The following is a 17,626-nucleotide window of genomic DNA, read 5'->3' as shown; positions in this document are numbered from 1 at the left end:
GTAGCCCCCTGCAAGAATTAAAGACTCTTAACGCTTTCCGCTTCTAACTCGCGGAAATATTTAACGGTTTTGACTTTCAGTTCCATGGTGGATGGCTCATCGCATACCACAACGGCCTTGGCATGCAACTGCAGGCAACTGATGGTCCACATGTGGTTGATGTTGCCTTCCACTGCGGCTTCCAGCGCCTGTGCCTTGGCGTGGCCGGTCACCAGAATCATCACTTCCTCTGCGTCGAGCAGCGTACCTACACCGACGGTCAGGGCAAACTTGGGTACCAGGCTGACATCACCGCCAAAGAAGCGGGAGTTGGCGATACGGGTATCTTCAGTCAGGGTTTTGATGCGAGTCCGAGAGGCCAAAGATGAAGCCGGTTCGTTAAACGCGATATGACCGTCGATGCCAACGCCACCCATAAACAGGTTGATCTTGCCGTAGGATTTGATTTTCGCTTCGTACTGGCGGCACTCGGCGTCAACATCCGGCGCATTACCATTCAGCAGGTTGATATTTTCACTTGGGATATCAACGTGATCAAAGAAATTACGGTACATGAAGGTATGATAGCTTTCCGGGTGTTCCTGCGGCAGGCCAACGTATTCATCCATGTTGAAAGTCACCACATGCTTAAAGCTTACTTCACCTGCTTTGTGCATCGCAATCAGATGTTTGTAGGCTTCCAGTGGAGTACCGCCGGTTGGCAGGCCGAGAACAAACGGACGCTCCGCAGTAGGCTTGAATGCGTTGATGCGCTGGACGATATGGCGGGCGGCCCATTTGCCGACTTGTGCAGTATCTTTCAGTGGGATAAGTCTCATCTAACACCTCTTGGGGTAAGTAAACTAAAGCTATACTGGTTCGAACCTGAACGAGAGCCTTAAGCCTAACCCAGCTTTATGATTCTCACGTGATGCGTCAGGTCCGATGATTTTTTTAATGATAAAATAAGTTTTGTGTGATGGCTAGCAATGTGGCAGCTTAAGACTGCTTTTTGGTGATATAAATCACAAAAAAGGAGGTTTTAATTTGCGATACGAAATAATTTTTTTACACTCCACGTGTTGTCGTTCGTCCAGAGTTAATCGCAGTGTGTGATGGCGCTTGCGTAAAATATGATAAAGCCCATAAAAGGGCATTAGGGGGAATACTAAGGTGAACATACTCGGCTTTTTCCAAAGATTGGGCAGGTCGTTGCAACTGCCAATCGCAGTACTGCCCGTCGCGGCGCTTTTGCTACGCTTCGGCCAGCCTGACTTACTCAATATTTCGTTTATCGCACAGGCCGGTGGATCAATCTTCGATAACCTGGCGTTAATCTTTGCTATCGGTGTGGCGGCAACCTGGTCGAAAGACAATGCCGGTTCGGCCGCATTGGCAGGCGCGGTTGGTTACTTCATTCTGACCAAAGCAATGGTCACCATTAACCCGGCGATCAATATGGGTGTGCTGGCGGGGATCATTACCGGCCTGGTGGGCGGTGCAGTCTATAACCGCTGGTCCGGCATCAAACTGCCCGAGTTCCTCTCCTTCTTCGGCGGCAAGCGTTTCGTCCCAATCGCTACCGGCTTTTTCTGTTTAATCCTTGCTGCCATCTTTGGTTATATCTGGCCACCGGTGCAGAATGCTATTCATGCAGGCGGTGAATGGATTGTGTCCATGGGCGCTATCGGTTCCGGTATTTTCGGTTTCGTTAACCGTCTGCTGATCCCAACCGGTTTGCATCAGGTGCTGAACACCATTGCCTGGTTCCAGATTGGTGAGTTCACCAACGCAGCCGGTACCATCTTCCACGGCGACATCAACCGCTTCTACGCGGGTGACGGCACTGCCGGGATGTTCATGTCCGGCTTCTTCCCGATCATGATGTTTGGTTTGCCGGGTGCGGCACTGGCCATGTATTTCGCTGCGCCGAAAGAACGTCGCCCAATGGTTGGCGGTATGCTGCTGTCCGTTGCGCTGACGGCTTTCCTGACCGGTGTGACCGAGCCGCTTGAATTCCTGTTCATGTTCCTGGCTCCGCTGCTGTATCTGGTCCATGCCATTTTGACTGGTATCAGCCTGTTTGTAGCCACCTTGCTGGGCATTCACGCCGGGTTCTCCTTCTCTGCGGGTGCCATCGACTATGTGTTGATGTACAACTTGCCGGCCGCCAGCAAGAATGTCTGGATGCTGGTCCTGATGGGCCTGGTCGCCTTTGCGGTGTACTTCGTGCTGTTCTCGGTCATTATCCGCGCCTTCAACCTGAAAACGCCGGGGCGTGAAGATGCGTCCGACGATGTCGTCGCGCCTGAAGCCAACAGCAATACCGATGAAGGCCTGCGCGCACTGTCTCGCAGCTATATTGGTGCCATCGGCGGTTCTGACAACCTGACCGGCATTGATGCCTGTATCACCCGTTTACGCCTGACCGTTAAAGACTCTTCTAAAGTGCTGGATGCCAGCTGTAAACGCCTGGGTGCATCAGGCGTGGTGAAACTGAACAAGCAAACCGTTCAGGTTATCGTGGGTTCTAAAGCCGAAGCCATTGCTGACGGCATGCGTGCGGTGATTGCTACCGGCCCGGTGGCTGCGGCAGAAGTGGCACCGGCTCCAGGTGTGACTGCAGTTAAATCGCAGGCAGTGCCTAATGCGCCGAAGGTCGCCTTCGAGTCGCTGGTGGCCCCGGTGACCGGTGAAGTCGTGGCCCTGGATCAGGTGCCTGACGAAGCCTTTGCCAGCAAAGCGGTAGGCGACGGCCTGGCGATTCGCCCGACCGACAAAACCGTAGTAGCACCGGCAGACGGCACCATCGTGAAAATCTTCAACACCAATCACGCTTTCTGTCTGGAAACCGATAAGGGCGCGGAAATTGTGGTGCACATGGGGATCGACACCGTTGCGTTGAACGGTCAGGGCTTCAAGCGTCTGGTTGAAGAGGGGGCTGAGGTGAAAGCCGGCCAGCCGATCCTTGAACTGGATCTGGAATTCCTGAACGCCAATGCCCGCTCGATGATCAGCCCGGTAGTGGTCAGTAACTCTGACGATTACGCCGGTCTGACGGCGCTGGCCACCGGTTCTGTGGTTGCCGGCCAGACTAAACTGTTTGAGATCCAAAAATAAACTGTTTTACCTGAGTAGTACCCGGGGTGTTTAACGAGTCATGACGGAACGCACCCTACCTTTGGCGGGAAGAGAGTAATCTCTTCCCGCTTTTTTATGGGCAAAGCCTGCCCCCTCGTGGTGCTGCAATCTCTCGCGGTGCAACGTTGCGCATTTTTCGTGAAACAAACGGTTGTTTCCGGGCGTGGCTTGTTGGATCATAGGCGGTTATGTGTAGCGCTTTGCATTGAGGAATAATGAAATGAGTGAGGCTGAAGCCCGCCCAACCAATTTTATCCGTCAGATCGTCGATGAAGATCTGGCGTCCGGGAAACACACGTCAGTCCATACCCGTTTCCCGCCGGAGCCAAATGGCTATCTGCATATCGGCCATGCTAAATCCATCTGTCTGAATTTCGGCATCGCTCGCGATTACCAGGGCCAATGTAACCTGCGTTTTGATGACACCAACCCGGTGAAAGAAGACATCGAGTTCGTTGAGTCGATCAAACACGACGTGGAGTGGCTGGGCTTTGAGTGGAGCGGCAACGTCCGTTACTCCTCAGATTACTTCGATCAACTGCACAACTATGCGGTGGAGCTGATCAACAAAGGCTTGGCCTACGTCGACGAACTGTCGCCTGAGCAAATCCGTGAATATCGCGGCAGCCTGACGGCTCCGGGTAAAGACAGCCCGTACCGTGGTCGTAGCGTGGAAGAGAACCTGGCGCTGTTTGAGAAAATGCGCAACGGCGAATTCGCCGAAGGTACCGCTTGCCTGCGTGCCAAAATTGACATGGCTTCATCCTTTATTGTGATGCGCGATCCGGTGCTGTACCGCATCAAATTTGCTGAACACCACCAGACCGGCAACAAGTGGTGCATCTACCCGATGTACGATTTCACCCACTGCATTTCCGATGCGCTGGAAGGGATCACCCATTCGCTGTGTACGCTGGAGTTCCAGGACAACCGCCGTCTGTATGACTGGGTGCTGGATAACATCACCATCCCTTGTCATCCGCGTCAGTACGAGTTCTCGCGCCTGAATCTCGAGTACGCCATCATGTCGAAGCGCAAGCTGAACCAGTTGGTGACCGAGAACATCGTTGAAGGCTGGGATGACCCGCGTATGCCGACCGTCTCCGGTCTGCGCCGCCGTGGCTATACCGCAGCATCCATCCGCGAGTTCTGCCAGCGTATCGGCGTGACCAAGCAGGACAACAACGTCGAAATGATGGCGCTTGAGGCCTGTATTCGTGAGGATCTGAATGAGAACGCACCGCGTGCGATGGCCGTGCTGGATCCGGTGAAGGTGATCATCGAAAACCTGACCGGCGGCGTGGAAATGGTGACCATGCCTAACCACCCGAACAAGCCGGAAATGGGCAACCGCGAAGTGCCGTTCAGCCGTGAGATTTATATCGATCGCGCCGACTTCCGTGAAGAAGCCAACAAGCAGTACAAGCGTCTGGTTCTGGGCAAAGAAGTTCGCCTGCGCAATGCTTACGTGATCAAGGCGGAACGCATTGAGAAAGACGCTGAAGGTGAAATTACCACTATCTTCTGCAGCTACGATCCAGAAACGTTGAGCAAGGATCCTGCCGATGGCCGCAAGGTGAAAGGCGTGATCCACTGGGTGTCTGTCGAGCACGCGTTACCGGCTGAAATCCGCCTGTACGATCGCCTGTTCAGCGTACCAAACCCGGCGGCGGCAGAGGATTTCCTCACCACCATCAACCCGGAATCGCTGGTGATCAAGCACGGCTTTGTGGAGCCAAGCCTGGCAGTTGCACAGCCGGAAAAAGCCTACCAGTTCGAACGTGAAGGCTATTTCTGCGCTGACAGCCGTGACTCTTCCGCTGAGCACCTGGTGTTTAACCGCACCGTGGGCCTGCGTGATACCTGGGCTAAAATTGGTGCCTGAGTGCTGATCAACAGCTAACACTATAAAGCGCAACGTCGGTTGCGCTTTTTTTATGCCTGCCAGCCCCGTTTTCTCCTCCGTAAAAGTTTTTAATTCCTCAATCTATTTTTAAATTTTAATCAGGCGGTTGTACCAGCAATTTCTTGATAAAAATCAGCAGTCATATAACATTAATTCATATATTCGCGATGCGAATTAATGTCATTTAGAGAGCGCTCTCATGTTTTTTCTTCTGACTGACTTTTTTGATTGAGCTGAAACCATTAATCGTCTCTTATTGACCTGATATCAATAATTATTCTGATTTAATTGAATTTTTTATTCGACAGCCTCTTTGCATAGCCACGTAACATAATCTCATCGATATGTGCTCTTTGTCATACTTTGACAAATCTCTCTCATAATTCATTTGATAATTCGCGTCGCGAAAAATAGTCTGTCTGTAGCAATAAGTGCTGTGGGGTTTGAGCCCGGCAGCAATATTTTTTACCCGATTGGGTTTTTTATTAGCGGTCGTGCAGGGCAGTGGTGAACACGGGCGGCTGCAACTTTTAAAGTTAAGTCAAAGAGGAATTTCATTATGGGTACGCACGGTGCTCAGCGTAAAACGCTGGCGCTCGCAGTCGCGGGTGCGCTGTTGGGAACAGGGTTTGCCATGGCCCCTGAGGCGAAAGCCGCAGGATTTATCGATGATTCCACGATGACCGGCGGTGTGTATTACTGGCAGCGTGAGCGTGACCGTAAAGATCTCAATCCGACCAGTGACGATTACAATGAATACACTACCAACCTGTCGCACTCGACCGCCAACCTGAGCCTGGATTTTGCTTCGGGCTATGCCTGGGACATGTTTGGTGTGGACGTCGGAGCTTTTACCGCCATTGAGCTGGCCGAGTCCAGCGCCAGCGGCCACCCGAATGAAATTGCGTTCTCTTCCAAAAACCGTACCTATGATGAAGACTATTCCGGCGATAAAGGCGGAATCAGCCTGTATAAAGCCGCCGGTAAATTCAAGTATGGCCCTGTTTGGGCGCGCGGCGGTTATATCCAGCCAAGCGGACAAACCCTGCTGGCACCACACTGGAGCTTTATGCCCGGTACCTATCAAGGGGCAGAGGCTGGAGCCAAGTTTGACTACGGTGATGCCGGTGAGTTGAGCTTCTCCTACATGTGGACCAATAAGTACAAAGCACCATGGCATATCGAGATGGACGACTTCCGCCAGAACGACAAAAAAACCGGCGTCTCCTATCTTCACTCTCTGGGTGCCAAGTATGACTTCAAAAATGATTTGGTACTGGAAGCTGCTTTCGGCCAGGCCCAGGGCTATGTGAATCAATACTTCACCAAGGCGTCTTACAAATTCGATCTGGTGGGCAACCCGCTGACCACCAGCTATCAATTCTACGGTACTGAAGACCGTATCAGCGACAAGAACGATCCCAACAGCATTTACGACGGCCTGGCCTGGCTGCAGGCGTTGACATTTGGTTACACCACCGGCCAGTTCAACTGGCGTCTGGAAGGCACCATGGTCAAGGCTGAAGGCAACCAGGGCTACTTCCTGCAACGTATGACCCCAACCTACGCCTCTTCCAACGGTCGCCTCGACGTCTGGTGGGACAACCGCTCCGACTTCAACGCCAACGGCGAAAAAGCGGTTTACGCCGGGGTGATGTATGACCTGAGCAACTGGAACCTGCCGGGTATGGCGGTTGGCGGTTCTTACGTTTACGCCTGGGATGCCAAGCCGAGCACCAACCCGATGTATGACCAGAGCCAGCGCCTGAAAGAGAGTGCCTGGAGCCTGGACGCGTTGTACACCATTCAGGAAGGCCGTGCCAAAGGCACCTTGCTGAAACTGCACTACACCCAGTATGACAACCACACCAATATCCCAAGCTGGGGCGGTGGTTATGGCAACATCTTCCAGGACGAGAAAGACGTCAAGTTTATGGTTATCGCGCCATTTACCATCTTCTGATGCGCCTCCCCGGCGGCAGCGCCGGGGATACTTAAAGGGAAAATATTGATGAAAAAAATCATGCTGATGTTAGCCGCGGTAGTCACGCTGAGTGCCTGTGTGCAACCCGCCGCGCCGCCGGAAGATGCCAAACTGAAACAGGCCTACAGCGCCTGCATTAATACCGCAGAAGGCTCACCGGAAAAATTGCAGTCGTGCCAGGCGGTATTGAACGTGCTGAAACAAGAAAAGCAGCACCAACAGTTCGCCGAGAAAGAAACGGTGCGGGTGATGGATTATCAGAACTGTATTCAGGCAGTTCACAGTGGTAACGGCCAGGCTTATGACGCCAAGTGCGGCAAAATTTGGCAAGAGATCCACGATAACAATAATTAAGGATGATGTTAAAAATGAACAAATTCAAATTGAGTACGCTTGCCGCATTAACGGCAACCGTTGGATTATTTGGCAGCGCGGGGAATGCGCTGGCCAATCAGCCGCTGGTGGATCAACTGAGCCAGTTAAAATTGAATTTGAAAATGGTCGATAACCGGGCTGCCGACAGCGGCCTGGATTGCGGTAAACTGGGAGCCGACTGGGCGGCCTGCAACAAGGTGTTGATCAGCCTGACCAACGATCATCAGGAGATCAAAGGTCACGACTGGGCGATTTATTTCCACAGCGCCCGTCAGACCATGCGGGTGGATAACGATCGGTTCAAAATAGCTCATTTGACCGGTGACTTGTACAAACTGGAGCCTACCGATAAATTTACCGGCTTCCCGGCCGGTAAAACGGTTGAAATCCCGATCATTGCCGAATATTGGCAACTGTTTAAAACCGACTTCGTACCACGTTGGTACGCCACCTCGGGCGATGCCAAGCCAAAAATTCTGGTCAATACCGATACCGAAGATCTCAGCCAGTTTGTGACCCCCTTTAGTGGTGACCAATGGAAGCGCATCAAGGATGACAACAATATCCTGATGACTCCGGCCTCCCGCTTTACCAAAAATGCCGAGTTGAAAACCTTGCCTGCAGCTTCACTGCGCGGCCAGATCGTGCCGACGCCGTTGCAAGTGAAAGTGCATCCACAAGATGCGAGTCTGAGCAACGGCGTGGCGCTGGAGTTGAGTGCGCTGGCCAAACCGGCAGCGGACGCCGCCATTCAACGTTTTGCACTGTTGGGCATAACCCATAACGCGGCGGGCTACCCGATCAAAACCGATATTCAGCCGGGTAAATTTAAAGGTGAACTGGCCGTGCCGGGAGCCTATGAGCTGAAAATTGGCAGTAAGGAAGCGCGAGTTATCGGCTTCGATCAGGCCGGGGTGTTCTATGGCCTGCAGTCTATTCTGTCGCTGGTTCCGACCGACGGCAGCGCTAAAATCGCCACTCTGGAGGCCAGGGATGCACCACGCTTCCAGTACCGCGGCATCTTCCTCGATGTAGCACGTAACTTCCATCATAAAGATGCGGTACTGCGTTTACTCGATCAGATGGCGGCTTATAAGCTTAATAAATTCCACTTCCATCTTAGCGACGACGAAGGCTGGCGTATTGCCATCCCAGGCTTGCCTGAACTGACTGAAGTCGGGGGCCGGCGTTGTCATGACCTGAGCGAAACTACCTGCCTGTTGCCACAGTACGGACAGGGGCCAGAAGTGTATGGCGGGTTCTTCTCGCGGCAGGATTACATCGAGATCATTAAATACGCTCAGGCGCGCCAGATTGAAGTGATCCCGGAAATCGATATGCCGGCACATGCTCGTGCCGCCGTGGTCTCGATGGAGGCGCGCTATAAAAAGCTGCATGCCGCCGGTAAAGAGCAGCAGGCCAATGAGTTCCGCCTGGTGGATCCGACCGATACTTCCAATACCACCTCGGTGCAGTATTTTAACCGTCAAAGTTACCTTAACCCATGCCTGGATTCGTCCAAGCGCTTTGTTGACAAGGTGATCGGCGAAATTGCCCAGATGCATAAAGAAGCCGGGCAGCCGCTGCGCACCTGGCACTTTGGTGGCGACGAAGCGAAAAACATTCGCCTGGGGGCCGGCTATACCGACCTTACCAAGCCAGAAGCAGGCAAAGGCATCATCGATCAGAGCAAAGAAGATAAGCCTTGGGCGAAATCCCAGGTCTGCCAAAAGATGATCAAAGACGGCAAAGTCGCCGATATGGAACATCTGCCAAGCTACTTTGGTGTGGAAGTCAGTCAACTGGTGAAAGCGCATGGCATCGACAGAATGCAGGCCTGGCAGGACGGCCTGAAAGACGCGAAAAACGCCAAGGCCTTCGCCACTCAACGGGTTGGGGTTAACTTCTGGGATACGCTGTATTGGGGCGGTTTTGATAGCGCCAACGACTGGGCGAATAAAGGTTACGAAGTGATCCTTTCCAACCCGGATTACGTTTACATGGACTTCCCGTATGAGGTGAACCCGGACGAGCGCGGTTACTACTGGGGCACTCGATTCAGCGACGAACAGAAGATGTTCAGCTTTGCCCCGAACAACCTGCCGCAGAACGCCGAAACCTCGGTTGATCGCGATGGCAATCACTTTACCGCCAAGAGCGACAAGCCGTGGCCGGGTGCTTACGGTATCTCCGCCCAGATGTGGAGTGAAACTCAGCGCACCGACGATCAAATGGAGTACATGATCTTCCCGCGTTCCTTGTCGGTGGCTGAGCGCGCATGGCACCGGGCGGATTGGGAGCAGGATTATAAGGCGGGTCGGGAATATAAAGGTGGTGAAACCCACTTTATCGACAGCCAAAAACTGGATCGGGACTAGCTGCGTTTTGCCAATATCCTCGGCCAGCGAGAGTTGGCGAAACTGGACAAGGGCGGCGTGAGTTATCGGTTGCCAGTGCCTGGTGCCTGCGTGATGGGGGGCAAACTGGAGGCCAATATCTCGTTGCCGGGTCTGGGCATTGAGTATTCCACCGACGGTGGCAAGCAATGGCAGCGTTACGATGGCAAAGCCAAGCCTGGCGTCACCGGTGAGGTGCTGATCCGTGCGGTCAGCCCGGACGGCAAACGCTATAGCCGCGCCGAGAAAGTGTAATCCCTGAGCCACGGCCCGTCTGTTCGCAGGCGGGCCGTTATTGATGGTTAACAGCAGTGACCGACGGTAATCAGAGATGAATTCGATACGGCTGACCTTTATGGTCGTTGCTTTTTTTTCCGGGATTGCCGGGGCACTGCAAATACCGACCCTAAGCCTGTTCCTCACCACCGAGGTGCGGGTGTCGTCATTATGGGTCGGTTTTTTTTATGCGGTTAACGCCGGGGTCGGCATTATTGTCAGTTTTTTACTGGCGAAAAAATCAGATCGCCAGCGTGACCGGCGTCATTTGATTTTTATCTGTTATTTATTGGCGGCGGGAAACTGTCTGTTATTTGCTTTTAATCGCAATTACCTGACGTTAATTACGGCAGGCGTGCTGTTAACCGCCATTGCCAATACGGCGATACCGCAATTATTCGCTCTGGCGCGAGAGTACGGGGAGCGGTCATCGCAAAACGTCGCTATGTTCAGCGCCATCATGCGCGCCCAGCTTTCTTTGGCCTGGGTATTTGGTCCGCCGTTGGCTTTTATGCTGGTGGTGAATTATGGCTTCACGGCGATGTTTATTTTTGCTGCCGGCATATTTCTGCTGGTCACACTGCTGGCCTGGTGGATATTACCCGAGGTCGCTCGCCCCGCGGTGGGCGATGAAGTCGCCATACAGCAAAAAACGGTCTTCGATAAAGACGTTAGCCTGCTGTTTTTCGCCTCGGTGTTGATGTGGACCTGCAGCGCGATGTATCTGATTGATGTGCCGCTGTATATCACGGCCGAGCTGGGTTTGCCGCAAAGTCTGACCGGCTGGATGATGGGCATCGCCGCCGCAATCGAAATCCCCATCATGATCCTGGTGGGACGTTACGTAAACCGAGTGGGCAAGCGCCTGCTGATGGCGGGGGCCATGGTGGCCGGCATACTGTTTTATGCCGGGATGCTGTGGTTTACCTCATCCAACGGGTTGCTGGCCCTACAACTGTTTAACGCCATTTTTATCGGCATTATTGCCACCGTCGGCATGCTGTATTTCCAGGATTTGATGCCGGAACGGGCGGGCATGGCCACCACGTTGTTCACCAACAGCATTTCCACCGGCGTGATCCTGGCCGGAATATTACAAGGGATCCTGACCGAGTACGGGCCACATTCCTCCGTTTATCTGTTAGCCATATTACTGCTTTGTATTGCTTTACCTGTCGGTTTTAAGACCCGGGAAGTTTAGGTGGTTTCTGAGTGAGTCGTTTATTTTAAACACAAACAAGGATATATGATGGCTATATTGGTGACGGGCGGCGCCGGTTATATCGGCTCGCATACGGTGTTGGCGCTGTTGGAAAGGGGGGAGGAAGTTGTCGTACTGGACAATCTGTCCAATAGCTCGCCAGAGTCTTTGTTTCGAGTGGAACGCTTGACCGGTAAAAAAGTGATTTTTTATCAGGGAGATATCCAGCAGCATCACTTGCTGGATCATATATTCCGCCAGCATGATATTCATGCGGTTATTCATCTTGCGGGATTGAAGTCGGTCAGGGAATCTACCGAAGAACCGCTGAGATATTATCAAAATAATATCTCCGGCTCATTGATCGTACTGGACAGAATGCGCCATGCTGGCGTTAAGCAATTTATTTTCAGCTCTTCGGCCACCGTCTATGGGCCGGCGGAATATACTCCACTGACGGAGAACTGTCGCGTTGGGCAGACCACCAACCCCTACGGAACCTCCAAACTGATTGTCGAGCAGATCCTGGCGGAGTTTGCCTCCACTGCACCGCAGATGGCGATTACCGCGCTGCGTTACTTTAATCCTGCCGGCGCGCATGAGTCTGGCTTGATTGGTGAGGATCCCGCCGGCATTCCCAATAATCTTCTGGCTTATCTGGCGCAGGTGGCTATTGGCAAACTCGCGGTGTTGCCGGTGTATGGCAACGACTATCCCACCAGCGATGGTACCGGGGTACGAGATTATATTCACGTGATGGACCTGGCCGAAGGGCATTTGAAGGCGCTGGATAACCTGCTGCCCGGTTTTAACGTCTATAACCTGGGCACCGGTAAAGGCTACTCGGTTCTGGAGATTATTCGGGCTTTTGAACGCGCCTGCGGGTTCAAAATCGCCTATCAATTTAACCCCCGGCGTGCGGGAGATATAGCCGAGTGTTGGTCCGATCCGTCGCTGGCGGCAGAGAAATTGGGCTGGCAAGCCAAACGCAGTCTGGAAAAAATGGTGGGCGATGCCTGGTCCTGGCAGAGCAAAAATCCGCAGGGTTATGGCTCTTCGGTATCGCTGTCATCGATAAGGGTGGCCTCCGATGAAGCTTAACAATGGGCATTTTGGCGCTCTGCGAGACGATCTGTTTCGAGCCGAATACGAGGCACGGGTCCATGACCTGAAGTTTGAGTTCGTAAAATATCAGCGCCAGACTTCACCGGCGCTGCTGGAAAGCTATCAGCGTGGGGTCACTCAACTGCGCGAATGGCTGGCGGCACATGGGCATTTATTTGATGCCGCCCGCTGTTCTTCACTCTTTTGCGTTCCTACCCGCCCGCTGGCAGCGAGTGAAAAACGGCTGCACCGTATCTGGCTGGGGGGCGCTATTCCTGACGATGCCAGAGAGGTTATTTCCCAATGGGGCGACGCGCAGCAGACGGTGGCTAGCGCCGAGACGACTGACTGGGTCGGTATGTTGTGGGTTTGGGACGTGCAGCAACTGGAAAGGGATGCGTATTTCACCCCCGTATCGGTGAGAAAAGGTGGCTACCTGGGGGAGTATGATGCCGGTAATCATCGCCTGCAGGTGTATTCGCTGAGCGAACTGGCGCAAAAAAGGGTCGGCGACAACCTGGGCTTTATCCATCAACTGCACGATAAGCGCTATTACGCCACGCTTTCCGACTACTTCCGCTTTCTGATTTTGATCGAGATGGGGGGGTTGTACATGGATATCGATACCATTCCCCACCGGTCGGCGACGCTGTTTTTGATCAAGCCTGAACTGCCGGATTATCTCCAGTTTCTGGCTGAGGGCGAGGTCAGCCACGTCAGCTGGCTGAATCTGTTTCTCGATGAAACCGGCATGATCATCAGCCGCAAGGGGGATATGTCACTGTGCCAGATGCTGGTGGGGTTGGATCAGATCTATGCGGCGGAAAGTGGCGAAGTCCCGGATAAGAATTCGGTTTATGAACGGAAGCTGTTTGATCCCTTTTATCAGTTGTGGAGTCGCCACATAGGTCGGTCCTTCCTCAGTCACGACCGCTTCTGTCAGGATTATGGCGTCCATTATGATGCGTACCCACAGGCAGTCACCTGTGGTATCCGTGGCATGCGCCTGTTGGAGGATGTGATCACCAATGAACGGCTACCGTTGTCACAGGAAGAACAGCGCAGTTATCTGCAATGTGTCAGCCGCTTAGAGCAGGTGGATTGGCGGCTTGATCAACCGTTGGATCTGGCACGCTATGCGGAAATATTTACCGTCGATGAAGTGCCGCGTATGGCCTATCCAGCGCAGATCCGTTCCGATATCGACCATTATCACTATTATTCCGTGCTTTCCCATGACCGCCGGCTTGATCGGGTAAATCAACTTTTTGGAGAATACCTGATCGCCGATAACCGGCGGCAGATTACGGCGGGTAATTACTGGTGCCAGACCACTGGAGGGGGAGATGCGGTGTTGTCGGAGCCGGGGGGATCAGTGCATTTTCTTCCGGGGCGGCAGGCGAGTGAAGCAGATAAAACCCGCATGGCGAAGCTGATTTTTAGTACCAGCTACCTGGAGTACTGTTCTGTTGGCAACCGGGCCGGGCTGGATCTGGTGTCGCTTCAGCAGGCACAAAATATCGAGCCTTATCTGGATCTGATCACGGTGGCTTACGATCGGCGCGGAACGTTTGTCGGTTTTTTCAATGCGGCTACTGTCAGTGAGCTGTATGGCGTAAAAGCGGATTACCACTACCGCGATGAAGTGAAGCCGCTTGATGAGGCTTACGATCACTTTGTGCAAAGCCTGTGCACTGAGGATGATTATTTTATCTGTAGCCTGGCGATTGAAAGCCAGTTTCGCGGACAGGGGAATTTTAACCCGATGTTCGCCCTGATAAAGCAGCAGGCTGATCGGCACCAGGCGAAAAACATCGTTCTGTGTGTATGGCAAAGCAGTGAGGCCAGCCAAATTTATCTGAACAAAGGGTTCCGTGTCCGCGGTGTATTCGATCAGGCCTGGTCGTTGTTCTTTGACCGGCTGCTGTTTCTTGAGTATGAGCTGTGAAGAGTTTACCCATCCGCGTGTCGGCGGGTGAGTTGACGGTGAAGTGAGTGTAAGTGGGAAGTGAGAGAGAAGTGCCGCTGCCATTGTCGTATTTCAAGCTGTGAACTTTCCCCGGACCTGTCCGGGGATTTTTTTATCCGCTCGTCGCAGGCATAAAAAAACCGCCGTTAAGGCGGTTCTTGATGCCGGTTAAGGGCATTATTTTTTGTCGTGCAGAGTGTCGTCTTCGCGGCAGTCACCAATTGCACAGTGGCCGTACAGGTACAGACTGTGATTGCTGAGTTTGATGCCGTGTTGTTTGGCGATATCACGCTGACGCGCTTCGATAGATTCATCGCTGAATTCGATCACTTTGCCGCAGTCCAGGCAAATCAGGTGATCGTGGTGATGCTGCTGGGTCAGTTCGAACACGGACTTGCCGCCTTCGAAGTTGTGACGGGTCACGATACCGGCATCATCAAATTGGTTCAGTACGCGATAAACTGTAGCCAGGCCAATTTCTTCGCCCATATCTATCAGTTTTTTGTACAGATCTTCCGCACTGACGTGATGGCATTCCGGATTTTGCAGTACTTCCAGGATTTTGAGTCGCGGAAGCGTGACTTTTAAGCCGGCCTTCTTCAATGCGGTGTTGTTGTCAGTCATGCGGATTCAGTCCTGTTACTATGCTAATCAAGTTGAGGCGTTCTCGCCTGTGGCATCGGTCGGCACAAAGAGTTAATTGCGTCTCATTATAGAACCGGTTGACCTAAATAGAAACCGCCGGTTGTTAACAAAGATATAATTGCACTATTGCATGTCACACACGCAACGTCTTGATGGGCGGGATAAACCGATAACTCAGTCTACCTTGACGATGTGGGAAGTTACAAATTTGTATCTTCGATTGCAGTAATCAGTACTGCCAATGATGGCCCTGCCGGCAACACTATGCACTCTGCAGGGCTTTTGTTCAACCTTTGGCGTTACCCGACAATTTCGGCCAGGCTCAGCTCTTCGACGATTTGTTTTACCCAGCCTTCAACACGTTCGTTGGTCAGCTCCGGTTGACGATCTTCGTCAATCGCCAGGCCGATGAAATGGCTGTCGCTTGCCAACCCTTTAGAGGCTTCGAAATGGTAGCCTTTGGTTGGCCAGTGGCCGACAATGGCGGCACCACGCGGTTCAATGATGTCGCGGATGGTACCCATCGCATCACAGAAATATTCTGCGTAGTCTTCCTGATCGCCACAGCCGAACAGCGCTACCAGCTTGCCGTTGAAGTCGATGTCTTCCAGCGTCGGGAAGAAATCATCCCAGTCACACTGGGCTTCGCCGTAGTACCAGGTTGGGATGCCGAGCAACAGGATATCGAAACCTTCCAGGTCTTCTTTGCTGCTTTTGGCGATGTCGTGAATTTCGCACACATCGTCGCCAAACTGTTGCTTAAGAATTTTCTGGATCATCTTGGCAATGTTTTCGGTATTGCCAGTGTCGCTGCCAAAGAAAATGCCTACATTAGCCATATCGCGTATAACCTTTAAATTCAAGTAATTGCATTACACGATGTTAGCGCTGACCACGATAACACCGATTAAAATGATGCCATGACAAGGGATATCCCTCACCGGTAATTGCGTATCATGCCAGAAATTTACCCGGGGGTTTTATCGCGTTTATGCGATGCCGGGTGGAATAAAACGATGTTGATCGGGCGTCATCCTTAACGCCGCGCCGCATGTGCGGCTGCAATGATCAATGTTCTGGCTGGTCGTCCGCCAGTTGTGCCAACAGCATTTGCTCAATAAGCTCGCTGCGGCTGATATTCCGCTGTTCCGCCAGTTTGTTCAGGGCGTCCACCGCATCCGCGTTGATCTTCAGTTCTACACGCCGTAAGCCACGGACTTTATCGCGTCGAAGCTGATTACGCTTATTGATTCTAAGCTGTTCATCTCGGGATAGCGGGTTGGTTTTCGGGCGCCCCGGACGGCGTTCATCTGCGAACAGATCCAGCGTCGTGCGATCCGTTTGTTCTTTTGCCATAGGTAGCGGTACTGCAAGGGAGTTTGCATCTAAAAGCGCGTAGACGCTTCTGGATGGTTCGGTTAACACACTTCGGGCCAATAAACCCTAACCCAAATTTACCCCCAGCCTGGCGTTAATGAACACGCTCGGCACGGCGGCAAAATTATAGCGCGCCATATTACCCCAGCAGGTGGAGCAACGACAATGCTTAACTGAACTCAAAACGCGCTAAGCCGTTATCTTTAGCGCGTTTTTTCACCAGATGGCTATTTTAGGCGGAGTCTGCACTGTTATAAGGTTGCGTTTGGCTCAGGCTTCACCGAGAAAACGGTGAATGGCACGCAGCACCGCCTCTGGTTTTTCCGCATGCACCCAGTGTCCGGTACCGGCGACCACATGCGCGCGAGCCTGCGGGAACTGGCGGGCAATATCTGCGCGGTAGCTGTCCTGCACGTAGGGCGACAGCCCACCACGAATGAATAATGTAGGATGCGGCCAGGCGGGAATTTCCTGCCAGCCAGTGATATTTTCGTATTGCTCGATCAATACCGGCAGGTTAAAGCGCCATTCGCCCTGGTGGAATGATTTCAGCAGGAACTGGATCACCCCTTCCTCTTGCAGATAGTCGCGCATCAATTCCGCTGCCTGCTGGCGTTGGGTGATACCGGCCGCGTTTACAGCTTGTAAGGCGACGAAAATTTCGTCGTGGCGGCGGGTCTGATAATCCACCGGCGCCACATCAATAATAATCAGTTTCTCCACTCGCTCAGGTGCGATTGCCGTCAGCGCCATCGCCGCTTTGCCACCCATCGAGTGGCCGATAACAATCACTTTGTCCAACTGCAAATCATCCAGCAATGCCAGTAGATCCTTCGCCATTTCCGGGTAGGTCATCACCGCTGAGCGGGGCGACAGGCCATGGTTACGCAGATCGACTTTAATCACGCTGTGTTGTTGGTTGAGATCGCGCGCCAGCACGCCGAGATTGTCCAGATTGCCGAACAGTCCGTGGATCAGGATCACCGGCAGCGCGTCGGACTCGGTAGACAGCAGTTGATAATGTAATTTCATGGCAAAGTTCATACTGAGAGAGATTCAGATTAGGGTATCATGATTGAAACTCACGATGAATAACGCGGATTTTTCATGGTAAGGTGCTGGGTTGGCAGGGCCGATGCCAAGCAGGCTTTAGGTAATTGTCTGCTTTTGCCGTGTTGAGGCACATTGTTATGTTCGCACCTGCGCTTTTAACCTTATAATCCCATGACTTGAATGCCGGATCTGGCTTCAGGTTCTAAGTAGAAAAAAACAG

12 protein-coding genes and 1 pseudogene are annotated in these 17,626 nt (G+C 52.7%); 8 read left to right on the top strand and 5 right to left on the bottom strand.

Features of this window, described 5'->3' with window-relative positions:
- Nucleotides 1-17 precede the first annotated feature (17 nt).
- Nucleotides 18-818 carry a glucosamine-6-phosphate deaminase gene (nagB, locus tag F8R23_RS11610; RefSeq protein WP_012005664.1) on the bottom strand — a complete coding sequence of 267 codons (801 nt, stop codon included), beginning with the start codon at nucleotides 816-818 and terminating at the stop codon, nucleotides 18-20.
- 334 nt (nucleotides 819-1,152) lie between these two features.
- Between nagB and nagE the strand changes: the two genes are divergently transcribed.
- The 8 genes and pseudogenes from nagE to F8R23_RS11570 all read left to right on the top strand — a co-directional run bounded on the left by nagE (nucleotide 1,153) and on the right by F8R23_RS11570 (nucleotide 14,310).
- Nucleotides 1,153-3,099, top strand: a complete 1,947-nt coding sequence (gene nagE, locus F8R23_RS11605) for a PTS N-acetyl glucosamine transporter subunit IIABC (protein ID WP_129938576.1) — start codon at nucleotides 1,153-1,155, stop codon at nucleotides 3,097-3,099.
- A 241-nt stretch (nucleotides 3,100-3,340) separates the two neighbouring features.
- Complete coding sequence (gene glnS / locus F8R23_RS11600; protein WP_129935796.1) at nucleotides 3,341-5,005, top strand: glutamine--tRNA ligase; 1,665 nt, start codon at nucleotides 3,341-3,343, stop codon at nucleotides 5,003-5,005.
- Nucleotides 5,006-5,585: 580 nt separating this feature from the next.
- Nucleotides 5,586-6,989 (top strand): chitoporin ChiP, encoded by a 1,404-nt coding sequence (gene chiP, locus F8R23_RS11595; RefSeq protein WP_112350046.1) that lies wholly within the window; start codon nucleotides 5,586-5,588, stop codon nucleotides 6,987-6,989.
- 48 nt (nucleotides 6,990-7,037) lie between these two features.
- Nucleotides 7,038-7,364 carry a ChiQ/YbfN family lipoprotein gene (chiQ, locus tag F8R23_RS11590; RefSeq protein WP_112350047.1) on the top strand — a complete coding sequence of 109 codons (327 nt, stop codon included), beginning with the start codon at nucleotides 7,038-7,040 and terminating at the stop codon, nucleotides 7,362-7,364.
- A gap of 14 nt (nucleotides 7,365-7,378) precedes the next feature.
- Nucleotides 7,379-10,036: pseudogene (locus tag F8R23_RS11585) on the top strand (beta-N-acetylhexosaminidase).
- A gap of 76 nt (nucleotides 10,037-10,112) precedes the next feature.
- Complete coding sequence (locus F8R23_RS11580) at nucleotides 10,113-11,258, top strand: MFS transporter (RefSeq protein ID WP_129938573.1); 1,146 nt, start codon at nucleotides 10,113-10,115, stop codon at nucleotides 11,256-11,258.
- Between the two features lie 48 nt (nucleotides 11,259-11,306).
- Entirely contained in the window at nucleotides 11,307-12,359 is a 1,053-nt protein-coding gene (galE, locus tag F8R23_RS11575) for a UDP-glucose 4-epimerase GalE (RefSeq protein ID WP_129936113.1), read from the top strand.
- The gene (locus tag F8R23_RS11570) at nucleotides 12,349-14,310 is read left to right on the top strand and encodes a glycosyltransferase (RefSeq protein WP_151415649.1); all 1,962 of its coding nucleotides are present in this window, start codon (nucleotides 12,349-12,351) and stop codon (nucleotides 14,308-14,310) included. Before galE ends, F8R23_RS11570 begins: the two co-directional genes overlap by 11 nt.
- Before the next feature lie 198 nt (nucleotides 14,311-14,508).
- Here the strand turns inward: F8R23_RS11570 and fur are convergent, their stop codons facing one another.
- The 4 genes from fur to ybfF form a co-directional block, all read right to left on the bottom strand.
- Entirely contained in the window at nucleotides 14,509-14,955 is a 447-nt protein-coding gene (gene fur, locus F8R23_RS11565; RefSeq protein ID WP_085115541.1) for a ferric iron uptake transcriptional regulator, read from the bottom strand.
- Between the two features lie 320 nt (nucleotides 14,956-15,275).
- A complete protein-coding gene (gene fldA, locus F8R23_RS11560) occupies nucleotides 15,276-15,815 on the bottom strand; it encodes a flavodoxin FldA (protein WP_012005674.1) in 540 nt (179 codons plus the stop codon).
- A 229-nt stretch (nucleotides 15,816-16,044) separates the two neighbouring features.
- The gene (gene ybfE, locus F8R23_RS11555; RefSeq protein WP_012005675.1) at nucleotides 16,045-16,332 is read right to left on the bottom strand and encodes a LexA regulated protein; all 288 of its coding nucleotides are present in this window, start codon (nucleotides 16,330-16,332) and stop codon (nucleotides 16,045-16,047) included.
- Nucleotides 16,333-16,623: 291 nt separating this feature from the next.
- Nucleotides 16,624-17,397, bottom strand: a complete 774-nt coding sequence (gene ybfF, locus F8R23_RS11550; protein ID WP_112350053.1) for an esterase — start codon at nucleotides 17,395-17,397, stop codon at nucleotides 16,624-16,626.
- Between the last annotated feature and the right edge of the window lie 229 nt (nucleotides 17,398-17,626).

The sequence above is a fragment of the Serratia proteamaculans genome, from assembly GCF_008830365.1.
GTDB lineage: Bacteria > Pseudomonadota > Gammaproteobacteria > Enterobacterales > Enterobacteriaceae > Serratia > Serratia proteamaculans.
The sequence above is the reverse complement of the archived record's forward strand: the minus strand, read 5'-3'. Positions and strand labels throughout refer to the sequence as shown.